Source organism: Desulfurella sp., from assembly GCF_049977265.1.
Classification (GTDB): Bacteria; Campylobacterota_A; Desulfurellia; order Desulfurellales; family Desulfurellaceae; genus Desulfurella.
Genome location: NZ_JBMFGQ010000027.1, coordinates 1 through 23,678 on the forward strand (window position 1 = coordinate 1; position 23,678 = coordinate 23,678).

19 protein-coding genes are annotated in these 23,678 nt (G+C 31.1%); 8 read left to right on the forward strand and 11 right to left on the reverse strand.

The genetic code is table 11. The features are described 5' to 3' along the window. Positions 1 to 121 precede the first annotated feature (121 nt). Genes cas2 through cas6 form a run of 8 tightly spaced genes read right to left on the reverse strand, consistent with a single transcriptional unit; the run spans position 122 to position 8,002 of the window. On the reverse strand, positions 122 to 403 hold the full coding sequence (gene cas2 / locus ACP5FO_RS06120) for a CRISPR-associated endonuclease Cas2 (protein ID WP_428110805.1): 282 nt from the start codon (positions 401 to 403) through the stop codon (positions 122 to 124). Between the two features lie 2 nt (positions 404 to 405). Beyond that, a complete protein-coding gene (gene cas1b / locus ACP5FO_RS06125) occupies positions 406 to 1,395 on the reverse strand; it encodes a type I-B CRISPR-associated endonuclease Cas1b (RefSeq protein WP_428110806.1) in 990 nt (329 codons plus the stop codon). Then, positions 1,388 to 1,888, reverse strand: a complete 501-nt coding sequence (cas4, locus tag ACP5FO_RS06130) for a CRISPR-associated protein Cas4 (RefSeq protein WP_428110807.1) — start codon at positions 1,886 to 1,888, stop codon at positions 1,388 to 1,390. Before cas4 ends, cas1b begins: the two co-directional genes overlap by 8 nt. 1 nt (position 1,889) lies before the next feature. Next, positions 1,890 to 4,028, reverse strand: a complete 2,139-nt coding sequence (cas3, locus tag ACP5FO_RS06135) for a CRISPR-associated helicase Cas3' (RefSeq protein ID WP_428157189.1) — start codon at positions 4,026 to 4,028, stop codon at positions 1,890 to 1,892. After that, on the reverse strand, positions 4,029 to 4,730 hold the full coding sequence (gene cas5, locus ACP5FO_RS06140; protein WP_025391646.1) for a CRISPR-associated protein Cas5: 702 nt from the start codon (positions 4,728 to 4,730) through the stop codon (positions 4,029 to 4,031). 2 nt (positions 4,731 to 4,732) lie between these two features. Then, positions 4,733 to 5,677 (reverse strand): type I-B CRISPR-associated protein Cas7/Cst2/DevR, encoded by a 945-nt coding sequence (gene cas7i, locus ACP5FO_RS06145; protein ID WP_428109918.1) that lies wholly within the window; start codon positions 5,675 to 5,677, stop codon positions 4,733 to 4,735. Continuing rightward, positions 5,670 to 7,274 (reverse strand): type I-B CRISPR-associated protein Cas8b1/Cst1, encoded by a 1,605-nt coding sequence (cas8a1, locus tag ACP5FO_RS06150; RefSeq protein WP_428157190.1) that lies wholly within the window; start codon positions 7,272 to 7,274, stop codon positions 5,670 to 5,672. Before cas8a1 ends, cas7i begins: the two co-directional genes overlap by 8 nt. Beyond that, positions 7,271 to 8,002, reverse strand: coding sequence for a CRISPR-associated endoribonuclease Cas6 (gene cas6 / locus ACP5FO_RS06155; protein ID WP_428109924.1), 732 nt, complete (start codon positions 8,000 to 8,002; stop codon positions 7,271 to 7,273). The genes cas8a1 and cas6 overlap by 4 nt, the downstream gene beginning before the upstream one ends. 183 nt (positions 8,003 to 8,185) lie before the next feature. Here cas6 and ACP5FO_RS06160 point away from each other — a divergent pair, with 183 nt between their 5' ends. The 8 genes from ACP5FO_RS06160 (at position 8,186) to ACP5FO_RS06195 (ending at position 18,158) form a co-directional block, all read left to right on the forward strand. Next, on the forward strand, positions 8,186 to 9,220 hold the full coding sequence (locus ACP5FO_RS06160; RefSeq protein ID WP_428109928.1) for an ABC transporter substrate-binding protein: 1,035 nt from the start codon (positions 8,186 to 8,188) through the stop codon (positions 9,218 to 9,220). Beyond that, positions 9,217 to 10,179 carry a FecCD family ABC transporter permease gene (locus ACP5FO_RS06165; protein ID WP_428157191.1) on the forward strand — a complete coding sequence of 321 codons (963 nt, stop codon included), beginning with the start codon at positions 9,217 to 9,219 and terminating at the stop codon, positions 10,177 to 10,179. The genes ACP5FO_RS06160 and ACP5FO_RS06165 overlap by 4 nt, the downstream gene beginning before the upstream one ends. Further along, a complete protein-coding gene (locus ACP5FO_RS06170) occupies positions 10,176 to 10,943 on the forward strand; it encodes an ABC transporter ATP-binding protein (protein WP_025391640.1) in 768 nt (255 codons plus the stop codon). The genes ACP5FO_RS06165 and ACP5FO_RS06170 overlap by 4 nt, the downstream gene beginning before the upstream one ends. Further along, positions 10,940 to 11,551, forward strand: coding sequence for a class I SAM-dependent methyltransferase (locus tag ACP5FO_RS06175; RefSeq protein ID WP_287006825.1), 612 nt, complete (start codon positions 10,940 to 10,942; stop codon positions 11,549 to 11,551). The genes ACP5FO_RS06170 and ACP5FO_RS06175 overlap by 4 nt, the downstream gene beginning before the upstream one ends. Positions 11,552 to 11,556: 5 nt before the next feature. Continuing rightward, positions 11,557 to 13,260 carry a radical SAM protein gene (locus tag ACP5FO_RS06180; RefSeq protein WP_272979399.1) on the forward strand — a complete coding sequence of 568 codons (1,704 nt, stop codon included), beginning with the start codon at positions 11,557 to 11,559 and terminating at the stop codon, positions 13,258 to 13,260. Positions 13,261 to 13,304: 44 nt separating this feature from the next. Next, positions 13,305 to 13,946, forward strand: coding sequence for a molybdate ABC transporter substrate-binding protein (gene modA, locus ACP5FO_RS06185; RefSeq protein ID WP_428109950.1), 642 nt, complete (start codon positions 13,305 to 13,307; stop codon positions 13,944 to 13,946). 9 nt (positions 13,947 to 13,955) lie between these two features. Beyond that, positions 13,956 to 15,878, forward strand: a complete 1,923-nt coding sequence (locus ACP5FO_RS06190) for a TonB-dependent receptor (RefSeq protein ID WP_428157192.1) — start codon at positions 13,956 to 13,958, stop codon at positions 15,876 to 15,878. A 66-nt stretch (positions 15,879 to 15,944) separates the two neighbouring features. After that, entirely contained in the window at positions 15,945 to 18,158 is a 2,214-nt protein-coding gene (locus ACP5FO_RS06195) for a TonB-dependent receptor (protein WP_428109963.1), read from the forward strand. A gap of 159 nt (positions 18,159 to 18,317) precedes the next feature. Here ACP5FO_RS06195 and ACP5FO_RS06200 read toward each other — a convergent pair whose 3' ends face one another. From ACP5FO_RS06200 to ACP5FO_RS06210, 3 genes are all read right to left on the reverse strand, one after another. Further along, the gene (locus tag ACP5FO_RS06200; protein ID WP_428157193.1) at positions 18,318 to 18,902 is read right to left on the reverse strand and encodes a DJ-1/PfpI family protein; all 585 of its coding nucleotides are present in this window, start codon (positions 18,900 to 18,902) and stop codon (positions 18,318 to 18,320) included. A gap of 46 nt (positions 18,903 to 18,948) precedes the next feature. Beyond that, positions 18,949 to 20,943 (reverse strand): heterodisulfide reductase-related iron-sulfur binding cluster, encoded by a 1,995-nt coding sequence (locus tag ACP5FO_RS06205; RefSeq protein ID WP_428157194.1) that lies wholly within the window; start codon positions 20,941 to 20,943, stop codon positions 18,949 to 18,951. An 18-nt stretch (positions 20,944 to 20,961) separates the two neighbouring features. Next, positions 20,962 to 23,678 (reverse strand): methylmalonyl-CoA mutase family protein (locus ACP5FO_RS06210; RefSeq protein ID WP_428157195.1); only part of this gene is annotated, 2,717 nt, incomplete at its 5' end.

A 23,678-nucleotide genomic window follows, 5' to 3' on the forward strand; every position in this document is an offset into this window, starting at 1 on the left:
CTTTAAATCCCATAATTGGGGGCTAAAACTCATTAAATTTTAGCAAATAAAATTGATTTGTATAGTATTTTTATATCAAAGATCGTGCGATTTTTTCGCGAATATGTAATATGGCATTTATTTAGATAATAGTATTTATACGCTCATTGTCTTTACCAAAACACTCTCTTTTGCAATTATTTTTATTATCTATTCTATAAAAAATTAAGTAATCTTCGCTATTGTTAATAATTTTTGTTGTTTCTATAATCAAAGATTTAAATTTTGCCTCACTCAGTTCTCCTTCAAATACAGATTTTTGCGTATGGTGCAAGTATTTTCTAAATATTTTCATTATTTTTACCACTCTAGCTTGCCCTTTTTCATCACTAGTGCAAATATCATATACACCAATAATATACATTTTTACCACCAAAAGTTTAAACTTTTATATCTGTCTTCGTTTATTAAATGTTTAATAAGTTTATAAAGCTCAAGTCTTATTAATTTTCTATAACTTACCATTCTGCCTAAACCCTTATGATGAAAAGTAGCATTTAATTTATCGTCAAAAGCTTTAACTACAATTTTTCTTCCTTCTTCTTTTAAATAAGCAAAATTTAAATCTTTGTCAAAATGGTTCTGCTTTAAAATTCCATCATTTAATAAAGCAAAAATTAATCTATCACCAAAAATTGGTTTAAAAATTTCACTTATGTCAAGAGATAAAGAAAATCGTCTTGTGCTGGGTTCATGCAAATACGCTATTGTTGGGTTAAGTTGCGTTTTGTAAATTTCCTTAAGCACAGCAGTATAAACAAGACTGTTAGTAAATGAAATCAGCGCATTTATCATATTGTCGGGTGGATTTTTAACTCTTTTTTTAAATTCTATAGGTTGATTGATAATTTTTGGAAAGGCATTGTAATAGATTTCTTTGGCATTGCCCTCTACTCCCATTACCATAGAAACACTGGATTGGCTTTCAACGCTCCTCATCAAATTTTGCAAATCATTTATTTGGTCATCTATTTTTTCTTTGTATCTTTTTAAATTTAAAATAGCTCCCGATATAGCGCCTTTTACAAACTCTTTTGCTAATTCTACTCTTTTTTTCTTTGAATAATAATGTAAAACTTGCTTGACCAACAAATCTCCAGACAATAAAAACTCTTTGGGATAAAAACTTCCTGTATAAAAACCATAATAATTAAAAAAATGAATTATAATATTGTTTTGAGATAAAAAATTAATCAATTTAGTATTTATATCAACCTCACCAAATAGGTAAATTGAATCTATATCGTTAACTGGTATTGGAATTTTCTTTTCAGCACTATCTTCTATATATTCAAAAATAATTGAATTATCTTGTCGTTTTACTCTACCATTTTTAAAAATATAATAATCACGCATAACAAAACTCGTAATAACTACATTTTTTGCAAATACTTTGATCCATTTTTTGCGGTGGTAAAGGTTCATTCAATATTTGTTCTAATTGAGAAATAATATTTAAAATTACTTTTTCGTCTTTGTCAGTTAATGAGAATTTTTCTTTTTTTCTCTGCAATGGGTAATCAATTTCACCTTCCACTTCAACGCCTAACTCTTTTAAACGGTAAAGGTAGTATTTTATTTGCCACACATGAGATTTTTCTATCGCTTTGCTTTTTTTAACTTCATGAATCAGTGCTTTATTCTTTTCAAAAAAATCTATCTTTATTCCATCAAATTCTATTTCTTTGCGTTTTTTTGCGTAAGATTCTTGATGAAGCAAGTTTCCTAACTCAACTAACTCGCTGTTGTGTTCCATGGTGATATTGTGGGAAAATAGCCATAATTTTCTTTTACACACAAAAAAATAATTTATTTGTGTTGCTGTAATAAAAATTGACTGCTTATCCATGTTATATTATATTGTCTATTTCTTCTTCATCATTATATTTCAAACCCACTGCATTATCATAACTTACACCGTCTAACATTTTTATATCATAGTTAGCCAAAAAATTGCTTTTAACTGGAAAGTCCTGTAATAAAGATTTCTTTTTGTTTGAAATAGGCAAATTAACACAAAACTCAAAAAACTTCTCTTTTTGTCTAATCTTTTCTAGTCCTTTGCTTAAATCAATATTTTTAATATAATCATTTATTAAATCTTCATTTTCTAAATAAACAGGTTTTGGTATAACTATCCATTGATCTGTAATTTTTCTAAATAATTCTTGAGATTCTTTTTTATTTGCCCTAAAACCGCTTTTTAAAAGTTTCTTATACTCATTGTACGATTGGTAGTATTTTGTATGTTCAATATTATCAAACACCTCGTTTATCATATTCTGTTTTTGTTCTTCTGTAAGTAATAAGCCATTATAGCCAACAAGCACATTGTAGGTTCTTTCTAAAAGTTCTGGGTCATAGACTTTTTTAGAGATACTATCGTATTTGAAAATAAAAATGTTTGGCTTTGGTTTGCTGTAATCTCTTTTTCTGTAGCACCTGCCAAACCTTTGTAGCATACTATCTATTGTTGAACATTCTGTTAACAATAAATCAAAATCAATATCAAGGCTTGCTTCTACAATTTGTGTTGTTATCCAAATTCCACCAACATTGTTTTTTTCAAACTTTAATATTTCATCTTCTTTTTTCTTCCTGTCTAATCTAATAAAGCGTGAGTGAAGCAAATTTGCATTTAAACCTTTTTTTAATAGTTTTTCGTAAATCAATTGGGCTTTTTTAATCGTATTACATATAATCAATACCTTTTGATTGTCAAAATCTACATCTAAAAAATCATACTCTTCAATAAAACAATCTTTAATCTCAATTTTATGCCTTTTTCTATCCAATAATTGCGGTTCTTCAAAATATGCAATCTTTTCAAATTCTTTTTTTACAAAGGGTGGTATTGTTGCACTCATAATTAAAAATTTTGCACCAAGTTTTGAAACTTCCTGCAAAAATACAACAATACAGGCAATTGTTTCTGGATTATAGCTTTGTATTTCATCAACTATAATTTTTGAATAGCTAGCTGTTAAATAGTGCAATTCAAAGCCGTTGAATTTAAATACACTTACAATTAACTGATCAGCAGTAGCAACTGTTATCGGATAGCTAAACTGTCTGGCTTTTGCAAGTTTAAAATCGAAATCTTTTATATCATCTATGTCGTTAACTAACATATAATTTATATCACCGTGCAAAAGTGATACATTATCGCCGAAAAACTTTTTAAATCTTTCATACATTGCATTAACGGCTATCTTTATGCCAAGCAGATAAAAAACTTTATTGCCATTTGCCCAATTCATAGAATATTCTGTTTTACCTATCCCTGTAGATGCTATTAAAATAACATTTTTATCAGACAAATTTACGGCGTTAGCTTGAAATGGTCTCAATGTTATGTTTTTGGTTTTTAAACCATTTAAAAAGTCTGCATTGTAGTCTCCAAGATATTGTTGTTCTACATCTATGTTAGCTGAAGCACTGTAGTCACATTTGTGCAATATACCTTTAAAAAAGATCAAATCTTCAAAATAATCACTAAAAAATTCGTTAATTTTGTATTTAAAATCGCTTTCTATATCGTAGTTGTTGTTTAAAAGGTTGCTTGGAATGTCTTTTGGCATATCGTTAATTATTGCATTTTTTAGTTCGTCTATTGAAAAATCCTTACTTCTGTTATGATGGTATGCAATAACATAACAAAAAAGAGTGTATAGATTGATATCATCGTTATTAAATTTTTTTAGCCATTTTTTAAAATCTTTGTTAACAAAAGCAATGCTCAACCACTCGTGAGGTATTTCATCGGATGCTCTTTTACCGCCTATAACTTTATTTTGAAACTTTTTATTCATTTTGCCTAAATCATGATATTCTATGATTTTAATAATCACATCTTCGTACCGCTCAACTTTTTCTTTTGGCAAATAGGGTTTTAATTGATAATATCTGTTTTTTAGGTCTTCATTGTGTTGAAAGATTGTTATGAGTGGATCTGATTTTGCATAGTATTTTTTAAGCAAATCATACATCTAACTTATCCCAAGAAAACAAACAGCATCATTATCTTCATCAACATAAAGATTATCTATCTTTCCTTTTGATACATACACACAATCGACAAACTTAAAAATACGCAAATCGTCAAAACCAGATACATTTTCATAATAAAATGGCAACTTATAATGTGTGCCCACCAACTGGTTTTCTTTTGTAATTTTTGTATCCAGATATATTGGATATTTTAGTTCAACCTCCTCGTCTTGAGTAATTTGAACTATTTTTGTTTTGTTAAAGTCAACCCTTGCAATATCTTCATTTCTTCCCAAAATAACAGTATTTGAAAGTACTTTTTCATATAGTTTTTTTGTCAATTCTTCGTCATCAAAAGCTATATGCAATAAAAGTTTGCAATTAACCAAACAATCTACAAATGCAATACTGTGTGTTGCTGTCTTTAGCGTTGTGCCTAATATTATTTTATAAGGATTACCTGGTCTGTTTTTCGGATCTCGGTCAAATTTAATAACTTTTTGCACATTGGTACAAACGCTATCAAAATCGCCCTGTATAGATATTCTTAACGGCTTGTATTCTTTTAAACCCAATAAACTATGAGCCATACCTCTTACCATTGATGGCGTGGGCAACGGGTAGCTTTGGATATACCCAAAGCTGTTTTCTTTTCTGTAATTGACCATATTTTGATACAATTGCAACTTTAAGGCAATCATAACTAAACCTTATAATAGTTTGATATATCGTTTTTTAGTGCCTCAAAAAAGCTTTCTGTACCCATTTTCTTATTAACCTGCAGAGATATTTTGTCAATATTATTAAAATATCCTGGCACAAAGCCTAAATATGTCTTATCTTCAACTGTTTCGCCATTAAACATCCTTGTTTGTAAAACAGCATTTATAATATCATCATTAATCATAATACCATCTTTTGAAAATGATAATTTTATCTGGTTATAAAAAAACGGGTTTCCGCTTGAGTATATACCGCCAATGATAAATAATGGCGATAGGTTTTCTCTCTTGCCTTTTATATCTCTATTTAGCACTTTAATAGCATACAATAGGGCATTTAGCCTTTTAACTTTTTCTTCGTTTTCAAGGTAGATTTTATCGTTTTCGTCAACGCCGACTTTGTCTAAATCAATTGTAATGGTGTATGTATAGTAGCTTTTGTGAATCTCTGTTTGGTATATATCATTATCTAAAGCTGACCTGCTTGCAAGTCCCATATTTGTAGAAAAATCAATTTCGTTATAAAATGGCTCTAAGCTTATTGCATCACTAAGCCTTACTACTGCTTTTCTTATCTTAGTTTTAGCTTCCTTTTCTTCTTCTTGGCTTGCCTCATCTTTTTTAGTCTGTTTTTTCTTTTCAGTTTTCATATAACCAAAAAAATCTATTTCTGGATATTTGTCAATTGTGGAATCTTTCGAAAACTGAACAACGCCTTGTGCTTTATCGATTTCAGCTTTATTATAGTTGCATTCTTCTTCTAATATTCTTACTATGTCAAACCTGAGGGCTTGTCTGCTAATGTAGGAAAAGGTTTTTTCTTCGACAGACAATTTTTTTAGTGACATTATGTTTCCTATGCTTTCCCCATAATTTAAGTTTGCTGCCTTAAAAACTACGCCAAAGTGTAAATAACCGTTATTCATTTTTATTCTCCTTATTAGAATTATTTTCATAAGTATTTAATAGTCCATTTATAAAACTGTAACCAAAGTGCAAAAAAGCCTCTTTGCTGTTCATTTCATCTTGACCAAAGCGAGATTCCATCTGATTTGAAATAGAAACCCTAAGATATTTGTCTAAAAACTTATCCCTATCGCCCACCTTCAAATCATTTAAGAATTGGTAAGCAAGACCGTTAATTTGGTTTTCTTTTTCTTTACCAAGTCGTTCTCTGAGCTGCTTGCCATTTACAAAACCTTTTTTAGAAATTTTTTCTAAATCCATCATACCTCCTAAAAATATATACGATATATACTTTAAAATGTAGTCAACAATAGAGTAAATATTTGAGTTAAACTTTACAAAATTGTTACTCTTAGAGGAAAAATACATTCTAAAGTATTTGTCAATGTCATTATAGTTAAGATTTCTTTCTATCGTTTTCTTTAAAATTTCATATTCAATATCGAAATAATCTTTTTTTATAAAATAAAAACCCTTTGGTATTTTTTCAATATTGTGATCTATAAATTCCGCAAGCTTTTTTGTCAAAGAAAAAGAGTAAACATTATAACTTTTGGTGCTTTGACCTCCCATATTATTTTCTTGTATCTCAATAAAAGAAATATTTTGCAGTGTTTGACTAGCTTGTTCTTCTTTAACGAATTTAACAGCTTCTTTTACCATTATAGGGTAAATTTCTTTATTGTTAACTTTTATATTAACTTGCCCCTGAAAACCATTATAGCTATCTACTAGCTTTCTAATGCTTCTGTTGTGATTAATAAAATAAAAACAATATTTATAGTTACTGCCTTTTTTGTGAAATACCAAACTCACGCTTGCACACAAATATATCAGCGAACAAATTGAACATAACTTAACTTTATTGCTATCAAAACCCCAAACCCAGTTAGAATTGTCTGAATTGAATCCTATAATATTTGATATTGCATTGGTCAAATCAAATTCTCTTTTTCTTATTTGACAAGATATACAGAGTTTATTGGTATTTTTTCTTAATTTAAATGAGACATCTCTTGCGCTTTTTAAATATTTATTTAAATTAGAAATTCCAACTATGCCTTTTGTGGCCTTTTCAATAAAATCAGTGGCAAAAGTCGTATCTTTTACTTTATCGTAAATTTGTTCTTTTGTAAGTTCATTTATTTTTTCCTTGTAATTTACAATATCATCGTAAGTTTCTAATGAATAGCCTAAAAAACTATATAAGCCCTTAAAAGGATATTTATCTATTTCTTTTAAAATTTTTGATATTTTGTTAGCTTGATTGTTTTTTTCGTCTTTCAATGCCGTATTTATGTAAGTTTGATATTGTTTTAAATCAAAATATTTCAAAAAAATCTGTCTGTAAAATTTTTCTTCAAAATTATCAAGAATACTTAAATCAAACTCAATATAATCCTCGCCAATATATAATTTATCGCCAAAATCTTTTAACCTATCAGTATCTAAGTTACCATCGCTAATTACCTTTAAAAAACCAACGATGCCAGCATTATAATACCAATCCCTCAAGTAAATTCTTTCTTTTTGGCTAAAATCCATTACTTCAATCATAATATTTTCTCCAACATGCCAAAACCCTGGCTTCTTTTTGCACCAACACCTATGTCATACAAAAGCTGTAAATATTCGGACTTTAAATTTAACTCAAGCAATCCACTATTTGCATACAAACCATAAGAGTTTTTATTGTTACCAAAACTATTTATATTATCTGTTTTCATTTTTAAAACCTTTATACCAATACTGTTTTGATCAACATCCTGGCACATAAAAGCCTTTATCTGGCTTTTTATTGAAAGTTTTAAGTTATATATAAAACCTTCATCACTAAATTTTAATGTTTTATCACCATTTTTATTTATCATATCGCGCACAACTATTGGGCTTAAAGTTTTAAATACAACAGAATCTTTGTCAATTGTTGGCTTATTTAGTAGCATTACTTTAACTAAAATATTCTTGCAACTTGCAAAAATATTGTAGTCATTTAAATGACTAATTATAAAATTATAAACCGACATCAAAATCAAATAATCGTTTGTTGAAAAATAAAAATCAAATACGCTATTTTCAAGCTCTAATTGATTATCATTAGAATTTTTTACAGAAAATTTAACTGAAAAAGTAAACGGCTTTTGTTTTGTAATGGTGTTTAAATTTTTTAGTTTTTCATTTCCGCTTCGATTAAAAGCCTCTTTAATTAAAGAAACAAAATTTTTGCGATAATTTGTTGTTATTTTAGTACAATCTAGCAACTTTATTCTAAATTTAACTACCAAGTAAGCCTCCTTTTTAAAAACAATTTGCAATTTCACTTAAAGTATAATTACCCAGCTATCTTATGATAAGTTATAAAATTCAGCTTAAAAAAGCAAGCAAAAAATTTCAAATTTTTTGAGTAAAAAATCTTTCTTGACAATCGATATGTATTTATATATACTTCGCTAAAACAAGGGGGAAAAATGAAAAAAATTTTTGTAGTTTTATTTGCCCTGTTGGTTTTTTTGCCAAGTGCCTGGTCTAAAACAATTACAGTATACAATTTTGGGAAGAAAATTGAAATTAAAAATCCAGATCGTTTTGTTGTGCTTTTTCCACAGGCTTTACCTTTTGTTTTTATGATTAATGCTTCAGATGGTCTTGTAGGGTACCCAGGCATGGGTAGAAATGCTGTGCCTTATTTTAGTGGTCAACTTATTTTAAAGAAAATGCCAGATTTTTTGAAAAAAGTTACTGACGTTGGTTACCCTTTTGGTCCAAGCATTGAAAAAATAGTTGCTCTAAAACCTGGTTTTATTGTTAATGTAAATATGCAAGCAGACAACGAACAATTTGAAAAATTGGGCATACCTGTTATTGGCTTTAGCGCTTGCTTTGGAAATTTAAACGACTTGTATCAAAGCATAAATAGTCTAGGTGAGGCTACAAATCATGTTAAAGATGCCCAAAAGTTAATTTCCTATTATAAACATACAGTAGAATATGTAGAAAGTCATCTAAATGGTATAAAAGAAAAACCAAAAGTATTATATTTGAGTTATCAAGGGCCTAAAGGCAACAAACTAACCTCTGGTGGACAATTTGATACACTAGTTAATGATATTATACAAAAAGCTGGTGGTATAAGTGTATCTAGAAATGTAAAGGGTAAATTTGGCCAAATATCAAAAGAAGATATCCTGAAGTGGCAACCAGACTTTATACTACTTGGCAGTGGAAATAAAAAAACAATTCAAAACATATACGCCGACAAAGATTTACGCTATGTAGCTGCTATCATTCACAAAAGAGTGTATTTGGTACCGCAGGATGGTGGAAGTCTCTACTCAAACTGGTTTGCTCCAGAAAAAGCACCTCTTGGTCTTCTCTGGTGCGCAAAACTTTTGCATCCACAACGTTTTAAATCTCTTAACCTCAAATCACAAGCAGATTATTATTATAAAACTTTCTGGAATATAAACCCCGATGAAATTCACATTATAGGACTAAAAAATTGAAAAACACTATTTTAATTGTTTTATCATTTGTTGTTATTGTTGTATCTTTAGGTGTTGGACCATACAAAATTGCACCCATTGATGTGGTTAAGTGCTTTTTTAATCCTAAGGCATCAATTGACTCAACAATTGTATTAGATATAAGATTGCCCAGAGTGTTATTTGCATACTTTGTCGGTGCTGGGCTTAGTGCAGCTGGAAGTGCATATCAGGCTATGTTTAAAAACCCTCTTGTCTCGCCCGACATTTTGGGTGTATCAGGCGGTGCTGCTTTTGGCGCCGCTTTAGCTATACTTACGCTAAATCATTTTTACTTTATTGAAATTTTTGCTTTTGTGTTTGGAACAATAGCAGTCTATATAGCATTTTTTCTTGCAAAATCAAAGCAAGATTTACCTGTATTAAACCTTGTAATATCGGGAATTATTGTTGGTTCTTTCTTTACTGCACTTTTGGGTATTATAAAGTATCTTGCTGATCCGAATAATCAATTGCCCCAGATTGTTTTCTGGTTAATGGGTAGTTTTGCAAATGTAAGCTTTAGCGCATGGGGTGCATTTATTATAATTGGCATATGCGTAGTTTTTTTATACCTTTTAAGATGGCAGTTAAATATTGCAGCTTTTGGCGATGATGAAGCAAAATCTTTAGGTGTAAATATAATAAATTTGAGAAAAATAATCATACTTTTGTCAACCCTAACAACAGCAGCAAGTGTAGCTGTTGTTGGCATAATAGGTTGGGTTGGGCTTATTATACCGCACATTTCACGCTTGATTTCTGGCAGTGATAATAGAAACGTCATGCCCACAAGCATTTTTGTTGGTGGTATATTTATGGTAATTATAGATGATCTAGCGCGCAGTTTAATTTCTGGAGAAATACCTGTTGGAATTTTAACATCGCTTTTGGGTGCTCCATTTTTTGCTTGGCTTTATAAAAAACAAAAACGCCTATGATAGAAGCAAAAGATTTAAATTTCTCTTATGATGTAGATATATTAAAAAATATAGCTTTTAGCATAAGTGAATCTTCAATATGTACAATACTTGGACCAAACGGTTCTGGTAAAAGTACACTATTAAAAATATTGGACAAATTATTAAAACCAAAAAAAGGTACTGTTTTAATAGAAAATGAAAATTTAGAAAATTTGAGTATTAAAAATGTTGCAAAAAAAATTGCCTACCTCGCCCAGGAAAATGAAGTTTCTTTTTCTTTTAGCGTTTTCGATATAGTTTTAACAGGAAGAGCCCATAATGTAGGCATGTTAAACCAACCTTCAAAAGAAGATATCAAGATTGCCAAAAAAGCAATATCACTCGTTGGTTTGCAAAACCTTATTAATAAGCCTTTTACACAATTAAGCGGTGGTCAAAAAAGGCTTGTTTTAATAGCACAAGCTCTCGCGCAAGAAGCTAAAATTTTGCTCTTTGATGAACCAACGAATCATTTAGATTTTTCAAACCAATATGCTATATTAAATCTTATAAAAAATCTCATAAAAAAACACAATTTAACAGCAATAATAACGCTTCACGATCCAAACCTTGCTGCATGGATTTCTGATATTGTAATAATGATAAAAAATGGCTCTTTGCTTAAATTTGGTCCAGTAAAATCTATAATGAATGCCCAAAATTTAAGTGAGCTATACGAAACAAAAATTACAGTTATAAATAACAACGGCAAGCTATTCATTACGCCATTGGAGTTTATATGAGTAAATATGCAAGCTTTGTCGATATAGCAGAAAATGTCTTTAAGGATATATACCCACAAATAGCCCAAAACATATTTGAACTATTTAAAAAACAAAGTGGCACTGTAGTAGAAATTGGCTGTGGAAGCGCTATTTTATCAAGAAACCTATATAATTTTGGAAATTTTCAAATTTTTGCTGTTGACTTAGAGTTTGATATGGCATTTAGTGCAAAACAATTCATCGAAAAAGAAAACAAAAAAACTATCTTGCCGATTGTTTCAAACGTAGAAGCTCTGCCGTTTAGCAGTAACTTTGCCGATTTAATTATAAGCAGGGGTTCAATGTTTTTTTGGGAAAATAAAGATAAAGGCTTCAGAGAAATCTATAGAATTTTAAAAAAAGGTGGCATAACATACATTGGTGGTGGCTTTGGTAATAAAGACATGAAAGAAAAAATATTTAAGATCATGTCAGAGAAAAATCCAAACTGGCACAATCAGGTTAAAGAACGTCTTAAACAGACTAACCCTGAAGTAATAAAAAATATAATGAACAACTCAAATATTAAAACTTATTCAATCATAAATGATGAAAGTGGTTTCTGGATAATCATAACAAAGGAGTAAAAGTTGTGAAATGTCACATCTGTGAATTTAGGTGCAATATTGAAAATTCAAAAATAGGATCATGCGGTATGTATCAAAATATAAATGGTCAAATCACAGAACGTTTTAAGAATTCGTACTTATTTGTAAATCCTATTTCAATAGAAACACAGCCAATGTTGCATTTTTTTGTAAACCACAAATTTTTGCAGATTGGAAGCGTAGGTTGTAATTTTAAATGCGAAGGTTGTGTATCTAATATTTTTGTAAAATACATTGATATATATAAAAATGCTTTTAAAAAACTCAGTGCACAAGAAATTGTACAAAAAGCACTTGAAGAAAATTGCAAAGGCATAAGCTTTGGTATAAACGAACCTACCATGCACTATTTTAGCTTGCTTGAGCTAGCTAAAATTGCCAAAGAAAACAAATTGTTATTTGGTATATCTACAAATCTTTACTACACAAAAGAATCGCTATTTCAATTAATCAAATACCTGGATTTTGTTAATGTAGGCTTAAAAGGATACACTAAAGAAACTTACCGAAAGTTTTGCAAAGCACCAGATTCAAAACCAGTATATAGGAATATTGTTTATCTATTCAAAAACAATGTATATTTTGAAGTTTCTATTGTTTACTCAAAAGGAGTTGAAAATGAACTTATAAATGTTGCAAAATTTTTATCTAAACTATCAAAGCAAATACCACTGCAAATTATGCGTTTTATACCTTTTGATAAAGCCTCGGGTGAGCTTGAGCCATCAATTAAAGAATCTGAAAATTTGGTAGAAGAACTAAAAAAACATTTAGATTATGTTTATTTATTTAACTCACCTGGTACAAAGTATTTAGATACAAATTCAGATAATTTTGACATTAAGCGCAGCTTTTATGGTCCAATGGGAGCACATATCATTTCAATAAAAGGAAAGCCCAACTGCATAATAGGTGATATATCGAAAAAAGATTATGAAGAGGACGGATTTTTTGGTGGCTACAGGATCACAAGAGCCCTTGAGATGGTAATTGGTATATTAAATGCACTTAATGTAACAGATAAAAAAACCATTGCCAGTGTTATTACTGAAATTCTAAAAGACAAAACATTCCTTAATTTTTTTCATGAAACGCAAGATGACATAAATTCAAATCTTGAAAATTATTTTGATATAGTCGAACTGCTTGCAAAACTTTCAAATGCAAACCCAAAAAAACTAATTGATTTTTACAAAGAAATTTTAGATGATATTAAGCTAAAACGCAAAAAAATTGATAAAAAATTAAAATCTTATTATGTAATGGGCACTCCTATTTTTGCTCTAAATACGCATAGATTTGAAAATAAACTGGCAAGTTTTGTTGGCCTTGAAGTTTTAAAATTAGAAAAAGAAGGAAAACCTGGTATAAATATATCCAAAGAAACTCTTATCTCATACAATCCAGATATCGTTTTTATCTCAGGTTTTATTTCATGCAAAACTGAAGATTTTATTGATTACTGTCAAAATCATAATATTAATATTAATGCCACAAAATATAAAAAAGTTTATAAATTACCTTTCGGGTGGGACTTTGGTAGCGTTGAATGGATTTTTGGATTAATGTATATTGCCAATGTCGCTTACCCTCATATTTACAATTTTAATATTGAAAGTAAATATTTTTTATTTAACAACAAAAAATATACACCGTTGAATAAATCATTTTATACGGGTATTGGGTAATTTTTTGTATTCGTTATATAAATTTTTATACACTGGGAGGTTTTATGGAAACTGTTAGCATTGCATGTGCACCAAACTTAAGTGGCATTATAGAAGAAATTATAGATAATTTTGAAGACAAATCGGTTTCATTTGAATTAACTATAGGAGAAAACTGTAATGTATACTATCAAGAGATTTTAAAAGGAAAAAAGTACGATATTTTTTTAAGCGCCGATGAAAAAAGTGCTGATGATTTAGTTTCTTTGAATCTTGCAAGCGCAAGTGAAGTTTATGCAAAAGGAAAACTTTGCCTGTGGTCTTTTGAAAATAAAATACCAGAGATTTCTACTGCAAAAATAGCTCTTCCAGATCCAAACATTGCGCCTTACGGTAAAGCGGCTTTTGAGTATTTAGAAAATACAAAACTAATGGATTTAGTAAAAAACAATCTACTGTTTGGTAAAAGTCCATTTGAAGTATCAAGACTTGTATTAGAGCACATTGCCCAGGTTGCTTTTTTGCCTATTTCTTTTGTAAAAAGCGCACTAAAAGATAACAACTTTAAAATATTAGAAAATAGCTATTTTCCAGTTATTCAAAAATGTGCCTTACTATCGCCAGACAACAAAAAAGCACAGGAGTTTTTTGATTTTTTAATAAATTCAAAACGATCAAAACAAATATTAAATTCTTTTGGTTTTTAGGAGGAGTATATGAAGTTAAAGTTAAAATTTATTTTAACATCAGTATTTTGTCTTGCTTTATTTCAAAATGCCCTTGCAGTAAATTTAGATACAATTGTAGTAAGTGCATCGAAAGTAAATCAAAAAATAGAAGATTCACCTACTTATATCCAGGTTTTAACTAAACAAAAAATGGAAGATAATGGTAATCTCTTTTTAAGTTATATGCTTAATCAATTACCAGGTGTATCAGTAGAACAAGGTGGTGGTATTGGTGGTGAAACGATGGCTTTTATAAGAGGAATTCCGGTAAGCCCAAAAGTTATGATGGATGGAGTTAGTATCATGAGTCCCTATTATCCATTTCCACATTTCAATCTTGGGCCAATTATGCCAGATAATATTGACAGAATAGAAATACTTCAAGGTGCCCAAAGTGGTCTTTGGGGTGCAAATGCAGCAAGCGGTGTTATAAACATTATAACCCAAAAAGGCAAAGGCAAGCCCCATATTGACTACAATCAAACATACGGTTCTTTTGGTACAACTAAAGAATATTTGGCACTCTCTGGCGAGATTAAAAAGTTCAATTTTTATGTAGCAGGTTCTGCATATGACACAACAGGAATACCACAAACTTACTCGTATAATTATAAAACACACACATATTCGCAAGGTGGCAAAAGAGATGGCTATCACAAATACTCATTTTATAGTAATTTAGGTTACGATTTTGGCGATGGTCTAAGTGCAAATCTCATAACAGACTCATATAAAAGTACAAATTATACTGATATATGCAAATATTCCAAAGACAATCCTGTTTGTCCCAATAACTCCGCACCTTCAAATCTCACACCATTAGCTCAATCATCAAGGCATGAAGTTGATTATTATTTTACAAAACTAAACGTTGAGAAAAAATTTGAAAAAGCTACATTAAACTTTGAAACTCACTACATGCAAAATAATAGTTATTACTACTCGCCATCAAGCGCACCGTGGAAAGGCCGCACTTATGGTGCAAGTCTTAATTTTAGTTACAATGTTGCACCCACAACAAAAATCGTCCTTGGTGTAGACTATGGCAAAGATAGGGCAATATACGATTACACACCGCAAATTAATGTATCAAGAGAACATGCAGGTACCTTTTTAGAGGTTTTACAAACCATACAAAATCTAAACTTGCAGGCAAGTGCCCGCGAAGATCACTATCAAACATTTGGCAACACCTTTACTTATAAGCTTGGGGCAAACTATTACTTTGAACCAACAAATACTATATTTAAAGCAAACTGGGGTACTGGTTTTGTAGCGCCAAGCATGTTTGACTTATATGCTAATGGAGCACCATTTAGATTTGGTTACTTAAAAGGAAACCCCAACCTTCAGCCAGAAAAATCCAAAACATTTGATATAGGCTTTATTCAAAATTTCGGCGATAAACTTCAGATATCAAGCTCATTTTTCTGGTCAAAAATTGATAACCTAATAGATACAAAATATGCTTCTTTAATTGGAAGATCTCAGTATTTTATACCAATAAACATTAGTAAAACCATATCAAAAGGCGTAGAATCAACTCTAACTTACAAACCCATTAAATACTTAGAATTATCGCTTTCTGATACATATACTCAATCAGATGGTCCATTTGGTCAGACAAGCAACATTCCATACAATAGCACATCAGGTGCACTTTCATTTAATTATGACAGAATCTATGCTCAACTTAATGGCCAATACATAAGCACTATGTATGATAATTCTGGTCATCAAATTGGAAGATACACAGTATTTAATGCCAATCTATCTTACAAAATAAACAATAACGCAAAAATTGGCCTTTACGCTCAAAATATATTTAACAGGTTTTATTATGCTTCATGGGGTTACGGTTATGCAACGCCACCAAGGTCTTTTTACACTACACTATCTTTAAAATTTTAAAGGGAGATAATTTTTGCAAAAATTTATAAGCATAAATTTATTTTTACGAAACCAAAGGAGGAAAATATGAAAAAAAAATTAATTGCTGTTGGGCTTTTTTGTTGTTTAATTGCACAAAAATCCTACGCCTTAGAATTAAGTGGTATTACTGTTGAGGCTTCAAAAAAATTCATGGTTAACGATTATACAAAAATTCTTGACACACAAACTACAACCCAATACAATTTAGATACAAAAGCAATAAAGACATTTTCTGGATCAAATAATTCTGTATTTAATGCAATAAACATGATTCCATCTGTAAATACTCAAGGTCCAGATGCATACGGCAATGATGAAACATTAAGACTAAGGGGCATTGATAGTACAAAAGCTGGTATAATAAACATAAATGGTGTTCCAACACCAAATGGTCCAACAGGAAATTTAACTTCAAATGTATTTGATTTAGAAAATATTCAAAATATTTCAGTTTACGATGGAGCCATAAAGCCCAATATTGGATTCAATTCATTTGGTGATTTTCCTGGCATCATTGATTTAACTATTAAGAAACCATCGGATAAACTTGGTGCTATAATAAATCAAAGTTTTGGTAGTTATGATTATTCTAAAAGTTTTGTAAGATTAGACTCAGGCAATATAAATGGATTTAGAACTTTCATTTCATCGTCTTTAGCTTATGCAAATAAGTGGAAAGGCGATGGTAACTTTGTGCGCAAAAATGTAATGTTTGGTTTAACAAAAAATTTTGATAATTTACTAAACTTCGAACTCTACTTAGGCTACAATAGTGATTTTCACAACACATACTTAGGCTTAAACTATTCTCAAGCTTCAAATGTAAACCAAAATTATGCTTTAGATTACAACAATAACCCAAACAGTCCCTTGTATTACAACTATAATTATGTAAATACAAGAGATTACTTTGTTTTACCAAGTTTTACTATAAATACTTCAAACACATCAAAGCTTGTCTTAAAACCTTACTATTGGTCAGTTAGAGGTCATAATTACTATACTTCAAATAATTCTGAATTTGTACAAAAATTTTTATACAATAGCAATATTTTTGGCATAGTTTCAAGTTTTGATTGGGATATAACAAAAAATTATAAAATAAGTGCGGGATATTGGTTTCACAAGCAACAAATGCCAGGTCCTCCTTATGCAATAGAAAACTTCGTCCCAAAAAATAATACACTTGTATTTAAACAATGGGGCATACTTGCAGATCACAGCTATCATACTATAAATTCACCTTTTATAAACATAGAAGCAAAAACAAAAAAAATTAAGGTTGATGCCGGCTTAAAATATCTAATGTACAAAACTGCTCAAATCAATGGCTATAATACTTACGGCATAACTACTCAAGATGCCAACCAAGCAATAAGCCTTGCCAAAAAAGACCAGTTTGAAACAGCCGATGCAAAAATTTTTAGGCAGTATTTGCCATACATTGGCATAAATTACCAGCTAAACGATTATATCAATTTATATGCAAACTATGGCAAAAGTTTTCAAGCACCAAACTTTAATTTATGGCCTTCTTTTGCTCAAAACAAAGTAGTTTTTGAAAAAAAAGGTGTTACTTTGCAATCCCTATGGGATAAATACTTTAAAATGACAACATCAGACAACTTTGATATAGGTTTAAGATACAACAATAATAATGTTTATTTCTATCCCACAGTATTTTACAGTGATGTAAAAAACATTGGTACATATGCACCAATAAAAGTTAACAACAATACAATAGCAGAAATGCCAGCCAACACTGCAAAAGCAAAATCATATGGTTTTGAATTGGCAGCAGGATATACTCCGTTTAAAGATTTACTTATTTTTGCAGATTATAGCTACAATAGGTTTTATTATACGCAAAATGTTTCTTTTATGAATAACTATTATGATGTAAAAGGAAAACAAATAATAAACGTGCCCAAAAATATTCTCAAAGCAGGTTTTACATACAAATTTGATCATTTTTCTTTTACGCCGTATTTTAGTTATATGTCAAAACGTTATGGCGATCTGATGCATACACAAGAAGTACCATCAGTATTTCTTGCAAACCTTAATATAAGTTATGAGCAAAAAAATCTATGGAAATTAAAAGAAATTTTATTTAGTCTTGATTTTACAAATTTGCTGAATAGACGTTATATAAGTGCAATAAATGCACCAGACTCAAACTTTTCAATGTATAGCCAAACTACATATCAAGTAGGTGCACCTTTTAGTGTAGTGGCAAGTTTATCTGTAAAATTTTAGTTCTCATACAACAGTTTTGCAACTTTGTGTATTTAAGACAAAGGAGATTCTTCGTTTTGCGCTTTAAGAAAAAAACAAAAGCAAATGAAGAATCTCCTCCAATGTAAAACTCAGCCCTTTTTACAGGCTTTGTCAAAAAAACACTTTTACAATACACTTTTAAAAAGTAATTTTAACACCAAGTACATCCAGAAACTTTCTTATCCACTCAGGATGAGCTGGCCAGGCTGGTGCTGTAACTAAGTTTCTATCAACATACGCATTTGAAAAAGTTTGGTTTGGGTCAAGCCATTTGCCACCAGCTCTTATTATGTCTGGTTTTAATGCTGGATAAGCAGTAAGCTCGTATCCAGAAACCGCATCTGCTGCAATCAAAATTTGTGGACCATGACAAATAGCCGCAATAGGTTTTTTATTTTGAGCAAAATGTTTTACAATTTCAATTACTCTATCATTTAGTCTTATGTATTCTGGTGCCCTACCACCTGGAAGCACAAGTGCATCGTAGCTATCTTCTTTTATGTCTTCAAATGTGCAGTTTAACATAAAATTATGTCCACGTTTTTCTGAGTATGTTTGGTCACCTTCAAAATCATGAATCGCAGTTTTAACAAACTCAAGTGCTCTTTTGTTTGGACAAGCAGCATGAACCTCTAAACCAACCATCTGTAGCATTTGAAATGGTACCATAACTTCATAATCTTCTACATAATCTCCAACAAGCATTAATATTTTTTTTGACATAAGCAAAACCTCCTTGTTATACAAGATAACTCGCTTTTGGCAATTATCAAGCCATGCTTTTTTCAACCACTTGCGCTATATCAAGCACGCTAATATCATCCCTTGATAAATCTTTTACACCATCATCCAACATTATCATACAAAACGGACACGCAGTTACTATATTTGAAGCACTTGTGTCAATAGCCTGATTGGTTCTTACTTTATTCATGCGTGTTCCTTCTTCTTCAAGCCACATCATGCCTCCGCCTGCACCACAGCAAAAACTATTGCAAAAGGCATTTTTCATTTCAGAAAGCTTTAGTCCAGCTTGTGATAAAATTTCTCTGGGCTGTTGATATAAATTTGAGTGCCTGCCCAAATAGCAAGAATCGTGGAATGTGGCAGTCTGGTTTAGTTTATTTGACAACTTAATTCTTCCTTCTTTTAACAGTTGGCCTATAAACTGACTGTGATGTAGAACTTCAAATTCCCCTCCAAGCTTTTTGTACTCATTCTTTAGTGTATAGTAGCCATGTGGGCATGTAGTAACTATTTTTTTTACATTGTAGGATTTAAAAGTTTCTATATTTTCTAATGCAAGGTTGTAGAACAAATACTCATTGCCAAGTCGTCTTGCATTATCACCACAGCATTTTTCTTTTTTGCCAAGAACAGCAAATTTTACATTGGCTTTTTGTAAAACCTTAACAAAACTCTGGGCAATCTTTTTGCTCCTATCATCAAAAGAACTGGCGCAACCCACAAAGTATAAAACTTCTGCATCTGGTACTTCATCTATGGTTTTTACATCGAGCCCTTTTGCCCAGTCTAGCCTGTAGTCTGCATTAATGCCCCATGGATTTGAGTTTGTTTCAATGTTGTTGAAAATAGGCACAAGTTTTTCTGGGAACTCACCTTGAGTTAAAACTGCATAACGCTTTAAATCAATCATGTCTCTAATATGCTCGTTTCCAACAGGACATACATTTTGACAGGCTCCACATGTGGTACACTGCCAAAGCGCTTTATCTGGAATTGTAAAGCCATATTCATAGTACCCATGGGGGTTATCTTTGGGTAATTCATTTGTAACTATAGGTATTAATTCTTTTTTATTAAATAAATTTTGAGCGTTATGAAATAGATTTTCTTTTATGCCAAGTATAATTTCTCTTGGGACAAGAACCTTGTTTGTATTTGCTGCAGGACACACCTGAGCGCATCTTCCACACTCAGTGCAAGCATAACCGTCTAGCAATTGCTTCCATGTAAGCTCATTTATATTTTTTACACCAAAACTCTCCACATTTTCATCTTCAAAGTTAAGATCTCTTAAAGCCATTGAAGGCCCTAAGTTTACAAAATAATTATTGGGTATGCCTGCTAAAATATGCAGATGCTTTGAGTTTGGTATAAAATCCAAAAATGCTAGTAAAACAATCATGTGCACCCAAAAAGCTATATGGTAGGCTAATTCATTGTATGAATTAATATTAAGCAACCTGTATACAATAGAAGCAAATGGTTCATATGGATTTATCTGATTAGCCTTAGCCATCTCAAGCGCTGCCATATAAAGTAATGTAAGCATTAATATAGTAATAAAAATAAGTATCAAATATGCACTGAAATGATAATTGAGCTTTTTTGGGTGCCATACAAATCGCCTTATTAAAGACATAACAATAGCTACAAGCACCAAAAATGCAAATAAATCTTCCAAAAATAGATAGATAGGGTACAAAACTCCTAAAAAGCTAAAACTGAAAGATGGTATAAAACCTTTTATAATTAGCTCTATTTCGCCAAAAACCAAAACCACAAACCCAAAGAAAATTAGCGCATGCATAATGCCAGCGTAGTTTATATCCTTATCGTTTACTTTAAAATGACACATTTGCAACAGACCATTTTTTACAGCACTGTTTAGGCGCTCAAAAGGGTTATCAAAACGGTTTTCTTTTTGACCAAACTTAAGTAGTGAGTATAAATAATTTACGCGATAGAAAAAATAACCTATACTTGCTAAAAGCACAATCCCAAAAATTAAACTTTCCATTTCAACTCCTTACAAAAATTACATATTCCTTCTGTATTTGCCGCCTACTTCAAATAAAGCATTTGTAATTTGACCCAGTGATGCGTACTTTACAGTTTCCATAAGTTCTTCAAATATATTACCGTTACTTTGAGCTATATATTTTAATTTATCCAGATATTGCTTTGAGAACGCTTCATTGCGCTTTTGAAATGCAATTAAGTTGTCCAGTTGCCACTTCTTTTCTTCTTCTGTTGACCTTGATAGTTCAATTTTATCTTCTTGTATATATTTATCATTTACAAATGTATTTACACCTATAATTGGCAACTCTCCAGTATTTTTAAGTCTCTCATAGTATAGAGATTCCTCCTGGATCTTGTTTCTTTGATACCTTGATTCCATTGCTCCAAGCACACCGCCTCTTTTTGAAAGTCTTTCAAACTCATTTAACACTTCTTCTTCTACCAAGTCAGTTAATTCTTCTATAATGTAACAACCTTGAAGAGGATTTTCGTTTTTTGCCATTCCAAACTCGTAATTTATTATCATTTGAATAGCCAACGCCCTTCTAACAGATTCTTCTGTAGGAGTCGTAATTGCTTCATCATAAGCATTTGTATGAAGAGAGTTACAATTATCGTAAATGGCGGTCAAAGCCTGGAGTGTTGTTCTTATGTCATTGAAAGCTATTTCCATTGCATGCAGCGACCTGCCCGATGTTTGTATGTGGTATTTTAGTTTCTGGCTGCGTTCGTTTGCAGAATATTTGTTTTTCATAGCAATAGCCCAAATACGTCGAGCCACTCGACCGATAACAGAATACTCTATATCAAGACCATTTGAAAAGAAAAACGATAAATTAGGCGCAAAATCATCAACCTTCATACCACGTGCCAGGTAATACTCAACATAGGTAAAACCGTTTGCCAAAGTAAAAGCAAGCTGAGTTATAGGGTTAGCTCCTGCTTCTGCAATATGGTATCCAGATATCGATACAGAGTAGTAATTTTTGACAGCATTATCTATAAAGTATTGCTGCATATCGCCCATAAGTTTTAGCGAAAAATCTGTTGAAAACAAACATGTGTTTTGAGCCTGATCTTCTTTTAAAATATCTGCCTGTACTGTACCACGGACCACATTTAGAGTATATTTTTTTATTTCTTCATATGTAGCTTTATCAATAACCAAATCTCCACTTATGCCAAATAAGCCCAAACCCAGATGGTTTTCATCAGCATCTTTAACACCAAAAGCCTTATTATATATAGGACGTTCAACATTTAATTTTTTATAATAGCTATCTATCCTATCCTGGGCTTGACCCCACTTACCTGATTCTTTTAAGTATTTTTCTACCTGTTGATCAATTGCAGCATTAAAAAACATTGCAAGCATCATAGGTGCTGGCCCATTTATTGTCATAGAAACCGATGTGTTAGGATCGCATAAATTAAAACCGCTGTAGAGTTTTTTTGCATCGTCAACCGTTGCAATGGATACTCCTGCGTTGCCGATTTTACCGTAAATATCCGGCCTTAAATCCGGGTCCTGGCCATATAAGGTTATTGAATCAAAGGCAGTTGAAAGTCTGCTGAAAAGCTGACCTTCAGAAAGGTAGTGAAATCGCTTGTTTGTGCGCTCTGGCGTACCTTCGCCTGCAAACATTCTTGTTGGTTTTTCATCTTGCCTTTTTAGAGGAAAAGTACCTGCTGTATAGGGAAATTTACCAGGTACATTTTCTAACAATTGGAATTTTACAATCTCACCATAATCGTTTGATTTTGGCAAAGATATCTTTGGTATTTTGTTACCAGATAAAGTTTTGCTTGTCAATTCATACTTTAACTCCTTGTCTCTTATTTTAGAAACAAGAAAATCTTGTGAATAAATTTCTTTAAGATTGTTCCAATTCTCTATCATTCTTATTGTTTGTGTATCAAGCTGTGAACTTATTTTTTGTATTTCTTGAGTTACCACATTTAGCGCTTTTTCTAGATTTTCCCTTTTTAAGCTTTCATCAATATTTGAATCTGCAAAATCAGAATCTTCATTTGGTTCAATAGAAGTATTAAGTTGCTTTTGCAGTAATTTTTTTGTACCTTCAAGTACGTACAAATTGCTTGCAAGCTCCACTTGCCTTCTAGCTATTTTTTTGTATTCTCTAGCACTAGAAACAATTTCGCTCAAATATCGACTTCTGTGAGGTGGTATTAGAAAATTTACAGATACATCACTAATTGATTCAAAAAATTTTTGGCTTTCTAAACCTACAAGTTGCATTAGTTTATAAAAAAAGTAATCCGTACCAGCATCGTTAAAGTTTGAAGCTACAGTATGATAAACTGGCATTTCTTCTAATTTTTTATCAAAAAGCTTATGGTTTCGCATATACTGTTTTCTTACTTCATAGAGGGCATCTTCAGCGCTTTCCTTGTCGTATTTATTTAACACTACTGCATCAGCATAATCAAGCATATTAATTTTTTCTAACTGCAGTGCTGCGCCGTATTCTGGTGTCATCACGTAAATATTGTAATCTGCTATATCAATAACTGCTATATCGCTTTGACCAATACCAGCGGTTTCCAGGATTATCAAATCAAAACCAGACATTTTATACAAATCAATAATCTTTTGTGTGGCCTTTGATACTGACATATTTGAGATTCTCGTTGCCATAGAACGCATATAGGCATTTTTGTGCGGCAGAGAATTCATCCTTATTCTATCACCAAGTAATGCACCCTTGC

Bases quoted from the DNA above. Each gene is read 5' to 3' on its own strand.
- cas5 (WP_025391646.1), bottom strand. From the start codon at position 4,730: ATGATTGCCTTAAAGTTGCAATTGTATCAAAATATGGTCAATTACAGA.
- ACP5FO_RS06195 (WP_428109963.1), top strand. From the start codon at position 15,945: ATGAAAAAAAAATTAATTGCTGTTGGGCTTTTTTGTTGTTTAATTGCA.
- cas8a1 (WP_428157190.1), bottom strand. From the start codon at position 7,274: ATGATTGAAGTAATGGATTTTAGCCAAAAAGAAAGAATTTACTTGAGG.
- modA (WP_428109950.1), top strand. From the start codon at position 13,305: ATGGAAACTGTTAGCATTGCATGTGCACCAAACTTAAGTGGCATTATA.
- ACP5FO_RS06160 (WP_428109928.1), top strand. From the start codon at position 8,186: ATGAAAAAAATTTTTGTAGTTTTATTTGCCCTGTTGGTTTTTTTGCCA.
- ACP5FO_RS06170 (WP_025391640.1), top strand. From the start codon at position 10,176: ATGATAGAAGCAAAAGATTTAAATTTCTCTTATGATGTAGATATATTA.
- cas7i (WP_428109918.1), bottom strand. From the start codon at position 5,677: ATGAATAACGGTTATTTACACTTTGGCGTAGTTTTTAAGGCAGCAAAC.
- cas1b (WP_428110806.1), bottom strand. From the start codon at position 1,395: ATGCGTGATTATTATATTTTTAAAAATGGTAGAGTAAAACGACAAGAT.
- ACP5FO_RS06190 (WP_428157192.1), top strand. From the start codon at position 13,956: ATGAAGTTAAAGTTAAAATTTATTTTAACATCAGTATTTTGTCTTGCT.
- ACP5FO_RS06200 (WP_428157193.1), bottom strand. From the start codon at position 18,902: ATGTCAAAAAAAATATTAATGCTTGTTGGAGATTATGTAGAAGATTAT.
- cas3 (WP_428157189.1), bottom strand. From the start codon at position 4,028: ATGTATGATTTGCTTAAAAAATACTATGCAAAATCAGATCCACTCATA.
- cas2 (WP_428110805.1), bottom strand. From the start codon at position 403: ATGTATATTATTGGTGTATATGATATTTGCACTAGTGATGAAAAAGGG.
- ACP5FO_RS06205 (WP_428157194.1), bottom strand. From the start codon at position 20,943: ATGGAAAGTTTAATTTTTGGGATTGTGCTTTTAGCAAGTATAGGTTAT.
- cas4 (WP_428110807.1), bottom strand. From the start codon at position 1,888: ATGGATAAGCAGTCAATTTTTATTACAGCAACACAAATAAATTATTTT.
- ACP5FO_RS06175 (WP_287006825.1), top strand. From the start codon at position 10,940: ATGAGTAAATATGCAAGCTTTGTCGATATAGCAGAAAATGTCTTTAAG.